This window comes from Asanoa siamensis (assembly GCF_016862555.1).
GTDB classification, from domain to species: Bacteria; Actinomycetota; Actinomycetes; order Mycobacteriales; family Micromonosporaceae; genus Asanoa; species Asanoa siamensis.
Genome location: NZ_BONE01000075.1, coordinates 23,793 through 37,891 on the forward strand (window position 1 = coordinate 23,793; position 14,099 = coordinate 37,891).

At 65.9% G+C, this 14,099-nt stretch carries 16 protein-coding genes; 10 read left to right on the forward strand and 6 right to left on the reverse strand.

The features are described 5' to 3' along the window. The first annotated feature begins 197 nt into the window (after window positions 1-197). Window positions 198-629, forward strand: coding sequence for a hypothetical protein (locus Asi02nite_RS32530; protein WP_203717845.1), 432 nt, complete (start codon window positions 198-200; stop codon window positions 627-629). Between the two features lie 42 nt (window positions 630-671). On the opposite strand, the gene Asi02nite_RS32535 is transcribed toward Asi02nite_RS32530, so the two are convergent. Continuing rightward, window positions 672-1,175, reverse strand: a complete 504-nt coding sequence (locus Asi02nite_RS32535; RefSeq protein ID WP_373312367.1) for a transposase — start codon at window positions 1,173-1,175, stop codon at window positions 672-674. Window positions 1,176-3,046: 1,871 nt separating this feature from the next. On the opposite strand from Asi02nite_RS32535, the gene Asi02nite_RS32540 reads away from it, so the two are divergent. Beyond that, entirely contained in the window at window positions 3,047-4,087 is a 1,041-nt protein-coding gene (locus Asi02nite_RS32540) for a GGDEF domain-containing protein (protein ID WP_203717847.1), read from the forward strand. A 322-nt stretch (window positions 4,088-4,409) separates the two neighbouring features. Here the strand turns inward: Asi02nite_RS32540 and Asi02nite_RS32545 are convergent, their stop codons facing one another. The 4 genes from Asi02nite_RS32545 to Asi02nite_RS43020 form a co-directional block, all read right to left on the reverse strand. Then, window positions 4,410-4,808, reverse strand: a complete 399-nt coding sequence (locus Asi02nite_RS32545) for a peptidase inhibitor family I36 protein (protein WP_203717848.1) — start codon at window positions 4,806-4,808, stop codon at window positions 4,410-4,412. Window positions 4,809-5,150: 342 nt separating this feature from the next. Beyond that, complete coding sequence (locus tag Asi02nite_RS43010; protein WP_203717860.1) at window positions 5,151-5,369, reverse strand: transposase; 219 nt, start codon at window positions 5,367-5,369, stop codon at window positions 5,151-5,153. Between the two features lie 9 nt (window positions 5,370-5,378). Continuing rightward, window positions 5,379-5,528, reverse strand: a complete 150-nt coding sequence (locus tag Asi02nite_RS43015) for a transposase (protein ID WP_444541782.1) — start codon at window positions 5,526-5,528, stop codon at window positions 5,379-5,381. Then, window positions 5,525-5,854: a transposase gene (locus tag Asi02nite_RS43020; RefSeq protein WP_203717850.1), complete on the reverse strand. Its 330-nt coding sequence runs from the start codon at window positions 5,852-5,854 to the stop codon at window positions 5,525-5,527. Before Asi02nite_RS43020 ends, Asi02nite_RS43015 begins: the two co-directional genes overlap by 4 nt. A gap of 74 nt (window positions 5,855-5,928) precedes the next feature. Between Asi02nite_RS43020 and Asi02nite_RS32565 the strand changes: the two genes are divergently transcribed. The 3 genes from Asi02nite_RS32565 (at window position 5,929) to Asi02nite_RS32575 (ending at window position 7,974) form a co-directional block, all read left to right on the forward strand. Next, window positions 5,929-6,270: a transposase gene (locus Asi02nite_RS32565; RefSeq protein ID WP_275410418.1), complete on the forward strand. Its 342-nt coding sequence runs from the start codon at window positions 5,929-5,931 to the stop codon at window positions 6,268-6,270. 307 nt (window positions 6,271-6,577) lie between these two features. Beyond that, window positions 6,578-7,123 (forward strand): RNA polymerase sigma factor, encoded by a 546-nt coding sequence (locus tag Asi02nite_RS32570; RefSeq protein WP_239127336.1) that lies wholly within the window; start codon window positions 6,578-6,580, stop codon window positions 7,121-7,123. A gap of 299 nt (window positions 7,124-7,422) precedes the next feature. Continuing rightward, window positions 7,423-7,974, forward strand: coding sequence for a hypothetical protein (locus tag Asi02nite_RS32575; protein WP_203717852.1), 552 nt, complete (start codon window positions 7,423-7,425; stop codon window positions 7,972-7,974). 981 nt (window positions 7,975-8,955) lie between these two features. On the opposite strand, the gene Asi02nite_RS32580 is transcribed toward Asi02nite_RS32575, so the two are convergent. Continuing rightward, window positions 8,956-9,612, reverse strand: coding sequence for a TetR/AcrR family transcriptional regulator (locus tag Asi02nite_RS32580; protein ID WP_203717853.1), 657 nt, complete (start codon window positions 9,610-9,612; stop codon window positions 8,956-8,958). A gap of 58 nt (window positions 9,613-9,670) precedes the next feature. Here Asi02nite_RS32580 and Asi02nite_RS32585 point away from each other — a divergent pair, with 58 nt between their 5' ends. The 5 genes from Asi02nite_RS32585 to Asi02nite_RS32605 form a co-directional block, all read left to right on the forward strand. Beyond that, window positions 9,671-10,501: an SDR family NAD(P)-dependent oxidoreductase gene (locus Asi02nite_RS32585; RefSeq protein WP_203717854.1), complete on the forward strand. Its 831-nt coding sequence runs from the start codon at window positions 9,671-9,673 to the stop codon at window positions 10,499-10,501. 281 nt (window positions 10,502-10,782) lie between these two features. Next, the gene (locus tag Asi02nite_RS32590) at window positions 10,783-11,106 is read left to right on the forward strand and encodes a nuclear transport factor 2 family protein (protein ID WP_203717855.1); all 324 of its coding nucleotides are present in this window, start codon (window positions 10,783-10,785) and stop codon (window positions 11,104-11,106) included. Window positions 11,107-11,542: 436 nt separating this feature from the next. Continuing rightward, window positions 11,543-11,818: a hypothetical protein gene (locus Asi02nite_RS32595; RefSeq protein ID WP_203717856.1), complete on the forward strand. Its 276-nt coding sequence runs from the start codon at window positions 11,543-11,545 to the stop codon at window positions 11,816-11,818. Next, the gene (locus Asi02nite_RS32600) at window positions 11,815-12,102 is read left to right on the forward strand and encodes a ribbon-helix-helix domain-containing protein (RefSeq protein ID WP_203717857.1); all 288 of its coding nucleotides are present in this window, start codon (window positions 11,815-11,817) and stop codon (window positions 12,100-12,102) included. The genes Asi02nite_RS32595 and Asi02nite_RS32600 overlap by 4 nt, the downstream gene beginning before the upstream one ends. 854 nt (window positions 12,103-12,956) lie before the next feature. Next, window positions 12,957-14,099, forward strand: a 1,143-nt coding sequence (locus Asi02nite_RS32605; protein ID WP_203717858.1) for an IS256 family transposase, incomplete at its 3' end; no start/stop codon positions are given.

Below are 14,099 nucleotides of genomic sequence, written 5' to 3' on the forward strand. Positions count from 1 at the left end.
CCCGGTGCGGCCCGGCAAGGGCCCAAGGCAGTGACGAACTTCCGCCTGCGGCCGTTGACGTTCCTCACCGGCGTAATAGCCACGCCGTGAAGGCGTTCTGAAACGTGCAATCTATAGGATCGCTAGGCCGAGGGCTTTCATAGGCTCTTGGGCACCGCGGCAGTCGATCCGATCGACGGAGCACGGAAGGCGTGGTCATGGCAGGCAGGGTCCTTATCGTTATGGCAGTCGCCGCCATGAGCCTTTCCGGTTGTGTAGCCGTGGCTGAGCCCACGCAAAACGCCTCGTCGTCTCCCTTACCGTTGCCGGCCGCTGACAGCACCAACCTCGCAGCGTGCCGTGATGCGGCCTGCGAGGTGGAGGTCCAGAAAGAAGACGAGGTCCACCTCGACCCTGGCTGGCGCCTCTCTGCGATCGAGGTCGAATACTTGTCTGAAGAAAAGATCACACTGTGGCTGAAGGAATTGGAAGGCCCTGGTGGCGTGGTGGGCGGCCTCGACTCGGACATCTCTGGTGCCGAAGGGCACGTCTCCGTCACAAATGGCCGACCGGCCCAGATCAACGGCATCGAACTGACGATGGTAACCGGAACCTCTGCTCGTGCCATCCTGAAAATGCGCCCTGTCTAGCCGAATGAGCGTGGCTACGTCAGCACCTCTTAAGAGGCTCGGTCAGCTCCAGGTGAAGGTGCGAGGGGCTTGTCGCCGGACCGGTGTGCCGCGGGTGATGCGGCGGTCCATGCCAGCGATCGCGGCCAAGCAGATGATGGCTTCGGGAACTTCCGGGATCCGTTCGTAGTCGCGGGCCAACCGGCGGTGTGCGGTCAACCACGCGAAGGTTCGCTCGACAACCCAACGGCGTGGGTGGACCGCGAATCCCTTCTGCCGCATCGACGGCGCCGCGAGGCTCGTTGCGACCAGAGCGCTCTTGGCGCCATCGCGGTCCTGCCACGACGCGGCCAGGACCCAGACGGTGACCAGCAACCCCAACGTGTCAGTGACGATGAACCCCTTCCAACCGTTGGCTTTCTTGCCGGCGTCGTAGCGCCGCGAGCCGGTGCCGACAGTGTCGCCACCTTTCACGGACTGGGAGTCGATAACTGCCGCGGACGGTTCCGGCTCCCGGCCCCTGGGCGGCCCGGGCCTTGATCCGCAACGCGGCGACCAGCTGCTCAGTTACGCCAACCTGTGCCTATCGCGTGAAGTACCAGTACGCCGTCTGCCACGGCGGCAGATCAGCGGGCAGGCACCGCCGCGGACACCCCGACCGCACCACTTACAAGGTCCCGTTGACAACCTCCCGCCGCGGATGCTTTTCCCGCCGACCCTCCGTCGCTGGGCTCTGGCAGCAGCGGCTCGATAACCCCCACTGTGCATGGGTCAAATCGGATGGGTAATCACGACGAGAGAACGACACCGCGCCATCCTGCCGACCACCACCCGCCGGCGTCACGGTGCCACAGCAACCACATGAGACGTTCTCAAGCATGCTCGTAGAGAGAGAGCAACAGCCAGAGGTTCCCGCTTGTAGCGGGTGGGCACTGCTGCGTAGAGCGTTGACGGCTCACGCGACGTCCGCTGTTGCCCTTCGACACAGTCGGAGAGGTGGAAGCGCGACATCGGAGAGATGGGAGCGCACCCTCGCTCGACGCGAGTGCTCTCCCATAGGGACTCGAAGGTAAAGGCCTGAGTCGATCGAACCTTCCAACGACCGGGCGCGGGCCCGGCTGGCCCGGGTGCTCGGCAACGACGAAGTCCAGCGAGGAGCGAGGATGAGTTCCCTGATCCCGCCACTGGAGCGGCGGCTCCCGCGAAGGCAGGTCGCCGACATGCGGATGCGGGTGATGACCAAAATCAGCAAGCCGTCTCGGACCGCAGCTACGGGTCGGCGTGTCGTTCTTGCTACGGCCGCAGTGGAGGCGGTGGTCGCGGGCGCGCTGGCCACTACCGTAATGGTCCGCAGCGATGATCCGCCTCAAGTGCTCGCATCGGAGCGGCAGCGTCGTCGCCGGACCTGACGAAGGCGGTGGATCGGTGCTTGTTCTGGACTCACCCGAGTGTAGGGATCCATCGGATCGGCAGGACCCGGTGTTTCGGGTCATCGGAAGCAACCTAGTGGTCAGCGTCCGACATGGTGACACTCAGGCAGTGGCGCCCGACGGCACGAACCGGCTCGGCTCGACGTTCTCGGTAGGGACGCCACGGCACTCTCGCTCGACACGAGGACCGGTCATGGAGCCGTCGCGCAGCAGATGAGCAACGGGTTGTAGGTCCTGTCTCGAGTCGGGATCGGAGCGGTGCGAGGCGTCAGCGTAGGGGACGCGGCCGGGCTCGGATATATCGGCGCACCCCGGCGATGAAGGCTGGCGCATCGGGTACGAATACGCGTGCATCGACGACTGTGAAACAGGCCTCGCTTCGGTCGCCCATGCGTTCCTGACCCTCGCGCCGTGCGAAACCTGCGCTCGGATGACAGCGCTCGCCGCGGAGGTCTTGCTGTGGCGATATCACTGCGCGACTCGGCTCGGAATGGACCAAACTCTGGTCTTTAGCCACAAACGTAACACCGGCGCAATGGGTGATCTACAACCGGCGCCGAATCATAGGCGACGCAAATCGACCTGATGGGGCGAATCCGCCTGCACCGCGACACCTAACCGTGGATCGCGCCCACTCAGGCGATGGAGGGGATCGTCTGGGTGGCTTCATCGCGTGTATCGCTCGGGTAAACTAAGCGAAGCTGTCGCCATGAGCGGCACCGGCGCCTTTACATAATCATTCATCAGATGCCAGTGTCTCCGGCATAGTCGTTGGAGGCCCGTCTCTCAGCTCGACGGCGCCGCAGGACGTGGGTACGCGTCAGAGTCAGGTCAGGGTCGTGACCGAGCCAGCGACGGCCCGCGCTGTGGCTGGACGTCTAGAGGTGGGGTATGGGCCGTATCGGGCGTCGGCAGGTACGCCTCGACCCGAGCCATCGGGCCCTCCCGGCATCGCGGGCCATGCCGCATTCGCCCAGTCCGGGCAGCGTTGAGCCTTCTTATGATTGGATGGAGCCTGTATTCCGTCAACGCAAAGAGCTCGAACTTGGCATCCTGGCAGCTCGCGCAATCGCCATCATCATGATCCTCATCGGAAGATTTGCGATTACACCGCGGTTGGGCGGTGACGCGATCTGGGCGACCGGATTCACGTTCGTTGCAGTCGGTGTTCTCGCGGCGGGGAGCGCGCTGGGCGTCCTTGCATTGATCAGGTTTCGGGAGCCCGGTTATTCCGCTTTGGGGGTGGCGCAGCTCGTCCTGGATTTCGTGGCCATATCCGGAATTGTCGCGCTTTCCGCCGCGACGCCCTCAAGCCTTAGCTGGCCCGTTCTCGCGATCCCCATTATCGAGGCCGCCGTGCGGCGGTCCCTCTCTGCTGCGTTAGTTATGTGGCTGGCGCTGAGCGGCGTTTATATCCTCCTCTGGCTGAATCTTTACAACAACGTCTCAAAACCACATCCAAGCCTCGTCATCGGCCTCGGATTGATCTTGGCGGTACTCGGCGGCCTGAACACAAGGTCAAGAAACAGACAGGTTGATGCGCTGCACCTTCTCCAGTCCTGGTTCCGTTATCAGGCATGTCACGACTCGATGACGGGGCTCGGCAATCGCGCGTTACTAAACACCATCGAGCCAGAATTCTCCGAGAATCATGCTGTCGCCGCGATCGTCATTGACCTCAACGGCTTTAAGCAAATTAACGATGATCTGGGTCATTCGGCTGGAGATGCTGTCCTCGTCGAGGTCGCCGAGCGGTTGAAGAAAATAGTCCGCGGACCCGACATCATCGTCCGGCTCGGCGGCGACGAGTTCGCGTTGCTGCTGCGTGATGTCACGCGAGAAGAAGCTGACGCCGTCGCTCGACGAACAACCGCCGACATCTCTACGCCGATGTTGCTCGACGGTCGCAACGTTGCGGTGGGAGCTAGCATCGGCATCGCTACCTCATCGATGCCCGGAACGGCAAGTGTCGAGCTCCTACTAAGACAGGCCGACGTCGCTATGTACAACGCGAAACACGGATCGAGGCGGCGGTTCGGCGACCGCTGACTCGCACCATTACTGCGCCGTCTTTAGGACTGCCAGTTGATCGAGGCGCGGTGGAGAAGGCCGCAGCGGCGCCCGGCGCGAACGGCCCGACCGCGATAGAGCTTCTCGTCACCGTGGGCCATCGCCGCCGACCTGCTCACGACCGCATGGGACATCGGTCCGCACTGCGGTGTGGGCGCGTTGGTGGTTGTAGTAGTGCAGCCATTGGGTAGTGCTGCCGACGCCGGGCTGGCGGGCGGCACCCGGGGTCAGCGTCGCGGCTGTGCCGACGAAGACGAGCAGATCGCGCCGTAGCCACCGCCGTGACGCAGACCCCCGGGCACTACGCCGGGTCGAGGCAACCCGCGCGGGTGACGAGATCGACCTTGTCGTTGTGGGTGGCGTTGAGGTAGCGGTAACCCTTGCGCGGGGCCATCGTGCCGGCCTTGCGCCGCGATCCGGTACCGTTCCAGTTCCACAGGTCGTAGGCGGTACCCGTGTTGTTGTAGAACGATGTAAGTAGCCCGTCCCGGAGGAAAACGACCTCGCACCCCTCGAGTTGGTGGGCTGGGATCACACTCTCATAGGCTGAGTACGGGTCTCCATGGTTGAAGTCGATGTCTGCGTACACGCAGACGGAATTGTTGTAGCAGTTCGACGGCGGTGCCGCCTGAGCCGGCGCCGCGATGACGGCGACGCCGCCCACCCCCAGCAGCGCGCCGGCCGCTGCGGCCTTGAACATCGCCCGTGTCCTCTTGCGCACGTCGGTTCTCCCATTCTGTGACTGGCGCCAGCTCGACCATCCAGGTCTCGTCGGCACCTCGCGCGGTCAGGTTTACGGGTGCGAGAACATCATGCCGGTGCTTCAAAGCGACTTCATCGAAGCAAACGAGTCGACCTGCCCAGAATCGGCGTCGGTGGGTCAGGCTGGCTGGGCGCAGCCGTAGGAAGACGAGGTGGCCGCGCATCGTCCGGGGTCTGCCGCTGCGGTGTCGTGAACCTGGTCGCCGGATGATCGGCCGGACGGCGTCGCGGCTGGCATCGAGCACGTGGGTCTTGAGGCTGGGTGCGGCTTGGCGGTAGATCAGCGGCGGTCTAAGGCTGGCGCCTTCGTAGGGCGGTGCGGTGCGGTGCGGTGGATGTCGATGGTAAACGCGGTATGCGCGCTGTTCACGCCGATGACGTAGGTCAGGTCGCGGTTCTCGAGGTCTTGGCGGAACTGCGCGGCGTCGTCGTCTCCGGCGTCAGCGACGGTCAGCGGCGGTTTGACACCCTGGTCGCGGACTTCGTTGATCGTCTCCAGGCCCGGGCGCTACGTCTCCTGATGTCTCACGTCGGCCGGCATCGCGGCCCGGCGGCGGCGTTCGACGGTCTCGGGTGTGGCCGTGTCCCAAGGTTCCGGCACGAACAGGCGCCAGTCGATCGGGCGGGACGCGGTGTCGGTGACCAGGTTCAGGCTCACGCCGATCTGGCAGTTGGTGACTTTCCGGCCGTGCCGGTGTATTGCCGGGCTACGCCCACCGAGGTGGTGCCGCAGTTGAGCCAGCGGGTGTCGTCCAGCGCCCACGCCGCGGGGCTGATCGCCTTATCCATCCGCACCGCGAGGCGTTCACGCACTGCGGGGGCGGCCCACGGTCTGTTCGTGACGTGATTCAACGCCTGTTCGTGCGGCCTGGCCAGCCGTGCCGCCATCGGCTGGATCGACTTACCACGCCCGTCGAGCATCACACAGCGCAGGTAGTCACCGGCCCGGTCCTGCCAACCCGACCGCGTCAACGACGCGAACACCTCCGCGACGAAGGCGTCCAGATCCTCGCCGAGACGCTCCGCGGTAACGGCACCCCTCGCCCAATAACACCAAGATCAACCTAGATCGGTCGGATGCGGAGTGGGCGGTCTTGGAGCCGCCTCTGCCGAGGCAGGGTGATCGGTGGCGGGATCACCAGCAGGTCATCAACGGCATCTGTTGGGTGAAGCGGATGGGGTCGCCGTGGGCGCACATGCCGGCCCGGTACGGCCCGGGATCGATCGCGCATGACCGGTTCCGGCGGTCGTCCCCGGACAGCGCCTGGGCGCGGTTGAAAGCCGCGGTGGTGGCGTTGGCCGAGGCTGACGGTGAGGTGGTCTGGTACGCGCAGGCCGACTCGACGATTGTGCGGGCGCATCAGTACGCGGCCGGGCGTAAAGGGGCTCAGCGCGGCTGATTCGCAGGCGTCCCAGGGTTTGGGTCTTGCCAGCTTCTCCGAACACCGGCCGCAGCGCCCGCAGCACCGCGACCCGCAGCCGTTCGTCAACCTCTCCCCAGGCCGGATGCTCGGCGGCGGCTGCCCCTCGATCACTATGGCCCACACAACCGAAGTGATCTACCCGAGGGTAGACGCCGTGTCCGACTGCGACACGCACCAACTTGATCGCGACAACCCACCCGCCTGGAAATGCTTCGGGTCGCGGCGGACATGTGGTGGTTGTCGGGCCGTCCGGTCCGGCTTCCACCTCTTGGAGGGAGCAACTTTGGCACGCGCCGCTCCAGCCCGAACGGGCGCCGACGCCGCCGACCGGTTTGAGACGATGTACCGGGCCTGTTACGGCGACCTGCTGAACTACGCACTACGCCGCAGCGAGCGGCCCGACGCTGCCGCGGACGTGGTGGCAGAGACGTTTCTTGTTGCCTGGCGGCGGATCAACGAGATCCCGTCCGACCAGGCTCGGCTCTGGCTGTTCGGGGTGGCCCGGAGGGTGCTGGCGAACCACCGCCGCAGCGCTCGGCGCACCGCCGACCTGGCCACACGCCTGCATGGCGAGCTCACGCATGCAACGCCGGCACCGCCCGAAACGGCGGACTACGTGGGCCGCGCGTTCCGCACTTTGCCCGAGGCCGACCAGGAGCTGCTGCGCCTCGTCGCCTGGGAGGGCCTGTCCACGACCGAAATGGCGGTCGTACTCGGCTGCTCGGTGAACGCGGTCCGCATCCGCCTGCACCGGGCTCGTCGCCGATTCGCCGGGGCGCTGCAAGACGACTCACCGCTTTCTGAGTACGCGACGAAGGGATTGACGTGAACGATATTCACCAGCGGCAGGACGCCCTGCTCCGGCTGCTCGCGCCTCAGTATGAGGTGCCATCCGCCGCGGCGGACCCGGCTGGGCCGGCTGCGGAGGAGCTACTGCAGGCGATCCTGAACCAGCCCGTACCAGAGGCGTCTGGTCGCAAACCGTGGCTCTCCTGGCGCCGCCTTGTGGTAGCCGGACCTGCCGTGGCTGCGCTCGCGGCCCTGATCTTCGTAATGGTGGCCGTTGTGCCCTCGTCCAGTCCTACTGGACCGGCGCCGGCCCAAGCGCAGGTCCTGCGGATCGTGGAGGTGGATGGTTACCTCGAGATCAGGATCTTGGATCCGGTGGCAGACCCGGCGCGATACCAGGCGGAGCTCGCCGAACGTGGTCTGGACATCGAGCTGTCAGTCGTGGCGACCGGCCCCGAACAGGTCGGGCGGGTCATCTTCGAGGAGGTCGCCAGCGACAGCGGGCCGGCGATCGAGACGATCGAGGCGCCCGGTGACTGTTCGGCGACCGGCAACTGCTCGGTCGGCATTCGCGTACCGGTGGACTTCCGGTCGTCGGCACGGGTGGTCTTCGGGCGGACACCACGGTCGGGAGAAACCGCTCCGGCCGCCCCGGGCGGCGCTACCGAGGACGAGAAGCGGTGGGTACGCAAACTGGTCGGCAAGCAGGTCGGCGAGGTCCGCAGGGCCGTCGCCGCCCGAGGGCGAACCATCGAGTACCGCGCCGGCGCCGACTCGCACAAGGTGGAGGCCGCCGTGCCCGAAGACTGGTACGTCACGGGCGCGGCACCCCGCGCCGACCGGACCGTGGTGCTGTGGGTCGCGAAGACACCGGGAACCCGAGGCCCCTGACGGAGAAAGGCCGGCGCTGCCCTCAGCGCCGGCCTTTGCCGACGCGGAGCCAGCTCTCAGCAGACCGGGTCTGTCTGGGATGTCCGCGCTGTCGGCATCACCGAACGTCACACGCATGCTCGTCGATTAGGTTTGGATGACGCTCCGAGTCCCGCCGGCCGTCAATCGTGAAAGTGGTTGATCTCCAGATACCACTGGCCAGCCCAGCGCCGCCGCGCGGGATCCCGGGGTGGCGATCCGGGAAGAGCTAGTGGCCTACTTCCACGCAGGCGGAGACATCTCAGAACTGCTGCGCGACGCACCCGTCGGCCCGGATCTCGGTCCGGCACCGGCCCCCGAGAGCGTGCCGATGGACTGTGACCGGGGTGCGGCTCTCCGCGGCAGCCGTTCAGCGGCTGGACGAGTTCGCCGGTGATGACAAACCATTAAGGTCAGGTTTGATCCGTCGGGCGATCGACGAATTCCTCGCCAGGCACACACCCGAAACTGCCTGAACAGCAACAAATTCCATACCCCGTCGTCGCGACAGCGGTCCGTTCACGCGGCACGAGCGGTTTGAGATGCCACGGGCGTTCCCTCCGAAGGGGACAGCGGTGCGCCCGGGCCATCAGGACTCCCGCCATGGCAGGACCGTCGAGCGGCGCCGAGCCGGCTAGGCCAGAGCCAACGTGCCGTTGGGTCTGACGTCGCGAACCGCGGACCGCGCGCAATGGAACGTGGGATTTGTGGACCCAATGTGGCGGCATGCGAACCGCATTCCAGCAGCTCAGGGCCAGTTTGTGACCGTCGCGCCTGTGCGAAATCGGCGGTTGTAGTGCGATCCGCGCGCAGGTTCGAACCCTCGGCGGGTCACGCCAAGCATGGGAGCGGGATTCGATCAACGCTGACCCTGGCGATCGTTGCCGCGTCCTGGCGCATCGGGGCGGGACGGCGTGTCCAGACCGACGAGGACGTGCGGTCCTTGGCGGAACGCCGCGTGTTCTAGCGGGCCAGGCGGTCCAGCAGCTCGCCGAGCAGCGCGCGTTCGCCAGGGGTGAGGTCGCCGGGGTCGTTGTCGACAAGCGCTCGTAGCGTCAGTGCGGCGCTTGCACGGGTCTTGGGGGCGTCGGTGGAAGCTGTGTGCAGGACCCCGGCCAACGCGGCCTCGCGGACGCGTCCGGAGAGCCCGAAGTCAGGCTCCGGCTGGCTGATCAAGGTGAGCGTGACGCCGACGTTGGCGGCGAGCAGCTGTTCGGCGGCGTCGTCCGCTGGCACCTTGAGTAGGCCCTGGGCGGCGGCGTCGGTGAACCGCGTGCGCAACGCGGCGTGCGCGGGAGCGGTGACGGCGCAGGGCTTTCCCGGCTCGATGCGGCCGTAGAGCAGCGCGTAGAACGACGGGTGCTCCAACCCGAACCGCACGTGCCTGTCCCAGCCCTCGCGCAGGTCGTCGAGCGGGTCGCCAGAGTTCTCAACTGCCGTAAACTGGGTGAAACCATGATTTACGACGGCGTCGAACAGTCCCTGCTTGCTGCCGAAATGGTGGTACAGCGTCGGGGCCTGCACCTCAGCGTGCTCACACACCGCCCTCGTGGACACCGCCCCGCCGCCCTGCAACAGCTCGGCCGCGGCGAGCAGGAGTCGATCCCGTGCGTTCTTCATGCCTGCTACAGTACGCTATATAGCGCTACATTGCTTTCTATAGCGGGAGGATAGATCCATGAGGACTTGGTTTGTCACTGGTGGGACGCCCGGAGGGTTCGGCGTGGTCTATGCCGAGGCTGCACTGGAACAAGGCGATCAAGTGGTGGTGACCGCGCGTCGGCCCTCTGAGCTGCAGGAATGGGCTGAACAGTACGGCGACCGGGTGTTGGTTCTCCAGCTCGATGTCACGGATGCCGACCAGGTGCGTGCGGCGGTCACGGCGGCGGAGGAGCGGTTCGGCGGGATCGACGTGCTTGTCAACTGTGCGGGCCGTGGCTGGTACGGCTCGGTCGAGGGGGCCTCTGACGAGACGATCCGACGCACGTTCGACCTCAACCTGTTCGCCGTGGTCGAGGTGATTCGCGCGGCCCTGCCAGGTATGCGGGCACGCGGCGACGGCTGGATCGTGAACATGTCATCGGTGGCGGGCCTCGTCGGGGCGCAGGGGTTCGGCTACTACGCTGCGGCCAAGTTCGCGCTCGAAGGACTGTCGGAGACACTGCGCCAGGAAGTTGAGCCGTTCGGTGTGCGCGTGCTCGTCGTAGAGCCGGGGGCGTTCCGCACAAAGGCCTACGCCAGCTTCGAGAACGAGCCCGTCAACGAGACGGTCGACGCCTACGTGCCGATGGTCGAGTCCGTGAAGGCGGCGTTCGTGGACCTGAACGGCAAGCAACCGGGTGACCCTAAACGTGGAGTGCAGGCCGTGTTCGGTGCGATGAACGCACCCGTTCCGCCGCACCGGATCGTGCTCGGCAACTCCGGTTACGAGGTCGTTGTTGCGATGCACAAGGACGCACTCGCAGAGCTGGGCGCGAACGAGAACCTCTCACGCAGTGCGGACTTCTAAGGCTGTTGCCAGAAGTTGCATCCGCAACCCGCGGAAGCCGACCTTGCCGCGAACGTAACGAACCCAGTCGGGTGAGCTACCGCACAACCGACCCGACGATGCCTCCAGCGGAATGCGCCCAGCGCGTGTCCATGCCGACTTGACCCTTGGTCGGACATCTCGAACTGGTCACCGCGCGGCACGGCCCGTGACGGGTCGTCGCGTAATCCTGCTGCGGAGGCGCTGCACGGACATGCCAGCACGCGCCCGCGTTCTGGCGCCCGAGAAACCGGAGAGCAGAAATGGACCACATCACTCTTCCCAAGGCCGTCCAGAACTTCATCGCGGCCACCAACGCGCACGACGCGAACGCGTTGGCCGCAGTCTTCGGCGACGGGGCCACCGTGCGTGATGACGGGACGACCTACGCCGGCGGGGCCGAGATCCGCGAGTGGATCCAGGCGCACCTGATCACTCCCAAGATCGTGATCACGCCCACCTCGTTCGCGGGCGACCGGCTGGTGGCCTCCGGGGACGGTGAGTTCCCCGGCGGGCCGCTGTCCTTCGCGTTCGTGTTCGGCATCAAGGACGACCAGGTCACCGACCTCGCGATCGCTCCCGTCTGATTCGTCACCGACCAGGGGTGACCCGAGGGCTGCCCCTGCCAGGACAGGGAGTCGCCATGGGCATCGACGAACTGTTCAGCCTGACTGGGAAGTCTCTTCTAGTACTCCAGCCCGGGGTTGACCTTGGCTGAGCTACGGTTCGATGCCTTGAAAGTACGAGGGTAGCCACCGTCGATCGTGGACGGTTCTGGACTGACCATGATGCAGCGGTTCCTGGCGGACATACGGTAGACGCGCCCAGCGGTGGCGGGTGCTGTTCGATGACCTGATGTTGACGGTCGGGCATCGTTTCCGCAGGCCCGAGCCTCGCCACCGGGTGCGAGAGGATCGCCCTCGCGGCGTCTAAGCGGCTGCTGCACGAGGTCTGTCGTGGCTCCAAGGCCGGTTCGGTTGCGGTCGCTGTCGCGGAACGTTTTACGCGTTATACACTGGCCGGGTGACCGAGCGGGAGTACGGCTGGACAGAGGCCGGCAAAACGAGCGCGGCACGGCACGGTGTGTCCGAGCGGGAGACGATCGAGGCGCTGTTCTCGACCCAACGGATCGAGAACCATCTCGGGACGCTTCTGCTGGCGGTGGCCGGCTTGGCCGGTTCTGCCCGGGTGATCGTGGTGTTGTGCGAGCGGATGGGCGGGGTCAACAGCTACGCGATCCTGGCTGCCCGACTAGCGACTCCTGAAGAGGTCAAGCAGTGGATGGAGGGAACGCGATGACGATGCGCCGGGATCCCCGGGCGATGACCCGGGAAGAGCTGGTGGCCTACTTCGACGCCGGCGGGGACATCTCGGATTTGCTGCGCGACGCGGCCGCCGGTCCGGATCTCGGTCCGGCACCGGAACCAGAGAGCGTGCCGATGATCGTGACCGGGGTACGGCTCTCCGCCTCGGCCGTTCAGCGGCTCGACGAGCTCGCCGGCAACGACCGAGCGGGACGGTCCGGTTTGATCCGGCGGGCGATCGACGAATTCCTGGCCAGGCACACACCCGAAACTGCTTGAGCAGCTAACCTTCGCCGGCCACCACGATTGGTCTCGACAGGCGCACCGCACTGCACGGTAATGGGCTCGGGCGGAATCCGAATAGGACGATCGCTACCGCCACGCTCGCCCGAGGCGGGCCCAGCTGCTGCTTGGTCAGCGGCGGCGGGTCACGACGGTAACGACACGAGCCGGCGACGTCAGAGCCAATGTGTCGTTGGTTCTGACGTCGCATACCGCGGACGGCGCCCACCGGAACGTGGGGTCTCCGGGGGTCGCCCCCGGAATCGGCATACCGAATCGCTTCCTAAGCCGTGGCCGCGCCAGCGGACATGGCTTAGCAAGCGATTCGGTGGACCCGATGTGGCAGAACCCGAACCGTATTCACCCTGTTCAGGGCCCAATCGTGACTCTGAACAGGGTGCGTCGACGCCTACCCTGAGGAGCTCACCGGCCGTCCGCAGCACCGCCGGACGGAAACGATCCACAAACAGTCTCGCCGCTGCGGCCCCGGGCGCCCGACCACCACTGGTCGATCATGACGGCCATGGCGGTGACCGCCTGCTGGTGATCCTCCGCCGACAAGGGTGCCGTCCTCGGCTCTCGCACCACCACGACCGGTGTGCGGCGCTTCGCTCCCGACATGACCAGAACAACGACTCCACGGCCACGCAGGAACGAGACCGTTCCGCCAACTCGCCACTGGGGCTTCAGAGCGACACCGAGCCCGACCCGACCCCGCTCGATTACGTAGCGTCGTCGAGCTGATCGTCAGTGACCATCGGTTCACTCATCTGGCTCCCCTGGGACTGTGGATCTAACGGTGTTTCGGGCCTGACCCGCTCGGTGTGATGCCGGGTGAGGAAGGTGCCGTGATGACCGCGACACTGAACGGTGTGACCCCGAGGAAGAAGAGGCCGCAGCCGTCAGCGGAGGAGCTGGCGGCGGTCGAGCTGGTGCGGCTGGCCAAGGAGCAGGGGCTGTCGTTGACTGGCCCCGACGGGCTGCTCAAGCAGCTGACCAAGACGGTCCTGGAGACCGCGCTCAACGAAGAGATGACCGAGCACCTCGGCTATGAGAAACACGACCAGGCCGGCGCCGCCGCCGGCGGCGGCAATATCCGTAACGGCAGCCGGGCCAAGACGGTGTTGACCGACGCGTCCGGACATGTGGAGATCGACGTGCCCCGGGACCGGGCCGGCACGTTCGAGCCCCAGATCGTCCGCAAGCGCCAGCGTCGGCTCTCAGGCGTCGACGAGGTCGTGCTTTCGTTGTATGCCAAGCGATTGACGACCGGGGAGATCAGCGCGCACTTCGCTGAGATCTATGGGGCGTCGGTGTCGAAGGAGACGATCTCGAGGATTACTGACAAGGTGATCGAGGAGATGACTGACCGACCCTTGGACGCCGTGTATGCGGCGGTGTTCATCGACGCGATCGTGGTCAAGCTCCGGGACGGGCAGGTCGCGAACCGGCCGTTCTACGCCGCGATCGGAGTCACCCTCGAGGGCGACAAGGACATCCTCGGGCTGTGGGCCGGCTCGGGCGGCGAGGGCGCCAAGTTCTGGATGAGCGTGCTGACCGACCTGCGCAACCGTGGCGTCCGCGACGTGTTCTTCCTGGTCTGCGACGGCCTGAAAGGGCTGCCGGAGGTGGTCACGAACGTGTGGCCCCAGACGGTCGTCCAAACGTGCGTGATCCATCTGATCCGTAACACGTTCCGGCTGACCTCCCGCAAGCACTGGGACGAGCTCAAACGCGATATCAAACCGGTCTACACCGCCGTCAACGCCGCCGCCGCCCGGGCTGCGTTCGACGACCTGGCCGACAAGTGGGGCAGCCGGTATCCGGCGGTGATCCGTTTGTGGGACAACGCCTGGAGCGAGTTCATCCCGTTCCTGGACTACGACGTGGAGATCCGAAAGGTGATCTGTTCGACCAACGCCATCGAGAGCCTCAACGCCCGCTACCGGCGGGCGATCAAGGCCCGCGGCCACTTCCCGAACGAGCAGGCCGCG

What these genes read in the sequence shown, in the direction of transcription:
- Asi02nite_RS32530 (WP_203717845.1), top strand. Translation starts at nt 198, where the DNA reads ATGGCAGGCAGGGTCCTTATCGTTATGGCAGTCGCCGCCATGAGCCTT.
- Asi02nite_RS32540 (WP_203717847.1), top strand. Translation starts at nt 3,047, where the DNA reads ATGGAGCCTGTATTCCGTCAACGCAAAGAGCTCGAACTTGGCATCCTG.
- Asi02nite_RS32545 (WP_203717848.1), bottom strand. Translation starts at nt 4,808, where the DNA reads ATGTTCAAGGCCGCAGCGGCCGGCGCGCTGCTGGGGGTGGGCGGCGTC.
- Asi02nite_RS32580 (WP_203717853.1), bottom strand. Translation starts at nt 9,612, where the DNA reads ATGAAGAACGCACGGGATCGACTCCTGCTCGCCGCGGCCGAGCTGTTG.
- Asi02nite_RS32585 (WP_203717854.1), top strand. Translation starts at nt 9,671, where the DNA reads ATGAGGACTTGGTTTGTCACTGGTGGGACGCCCGGAGGGTTCGGCGTG.
- Asi02nite_RS32590 (WP_203717855.1), top strand. Translation starts at nt 10,783, where the DNA reads ATGGACCACATCACTCTTCCCAAGGCCGTCCAGAACTTCATCGCGGCC.
- Asi02nite_RS32600 (WP_203717857.1), top strand. Translation starts at nt 11,815, where the DNA reads ATGACGATGCGCCGGGATCCCCGGGCGATGACCCGGGAAGAGCTGGTG.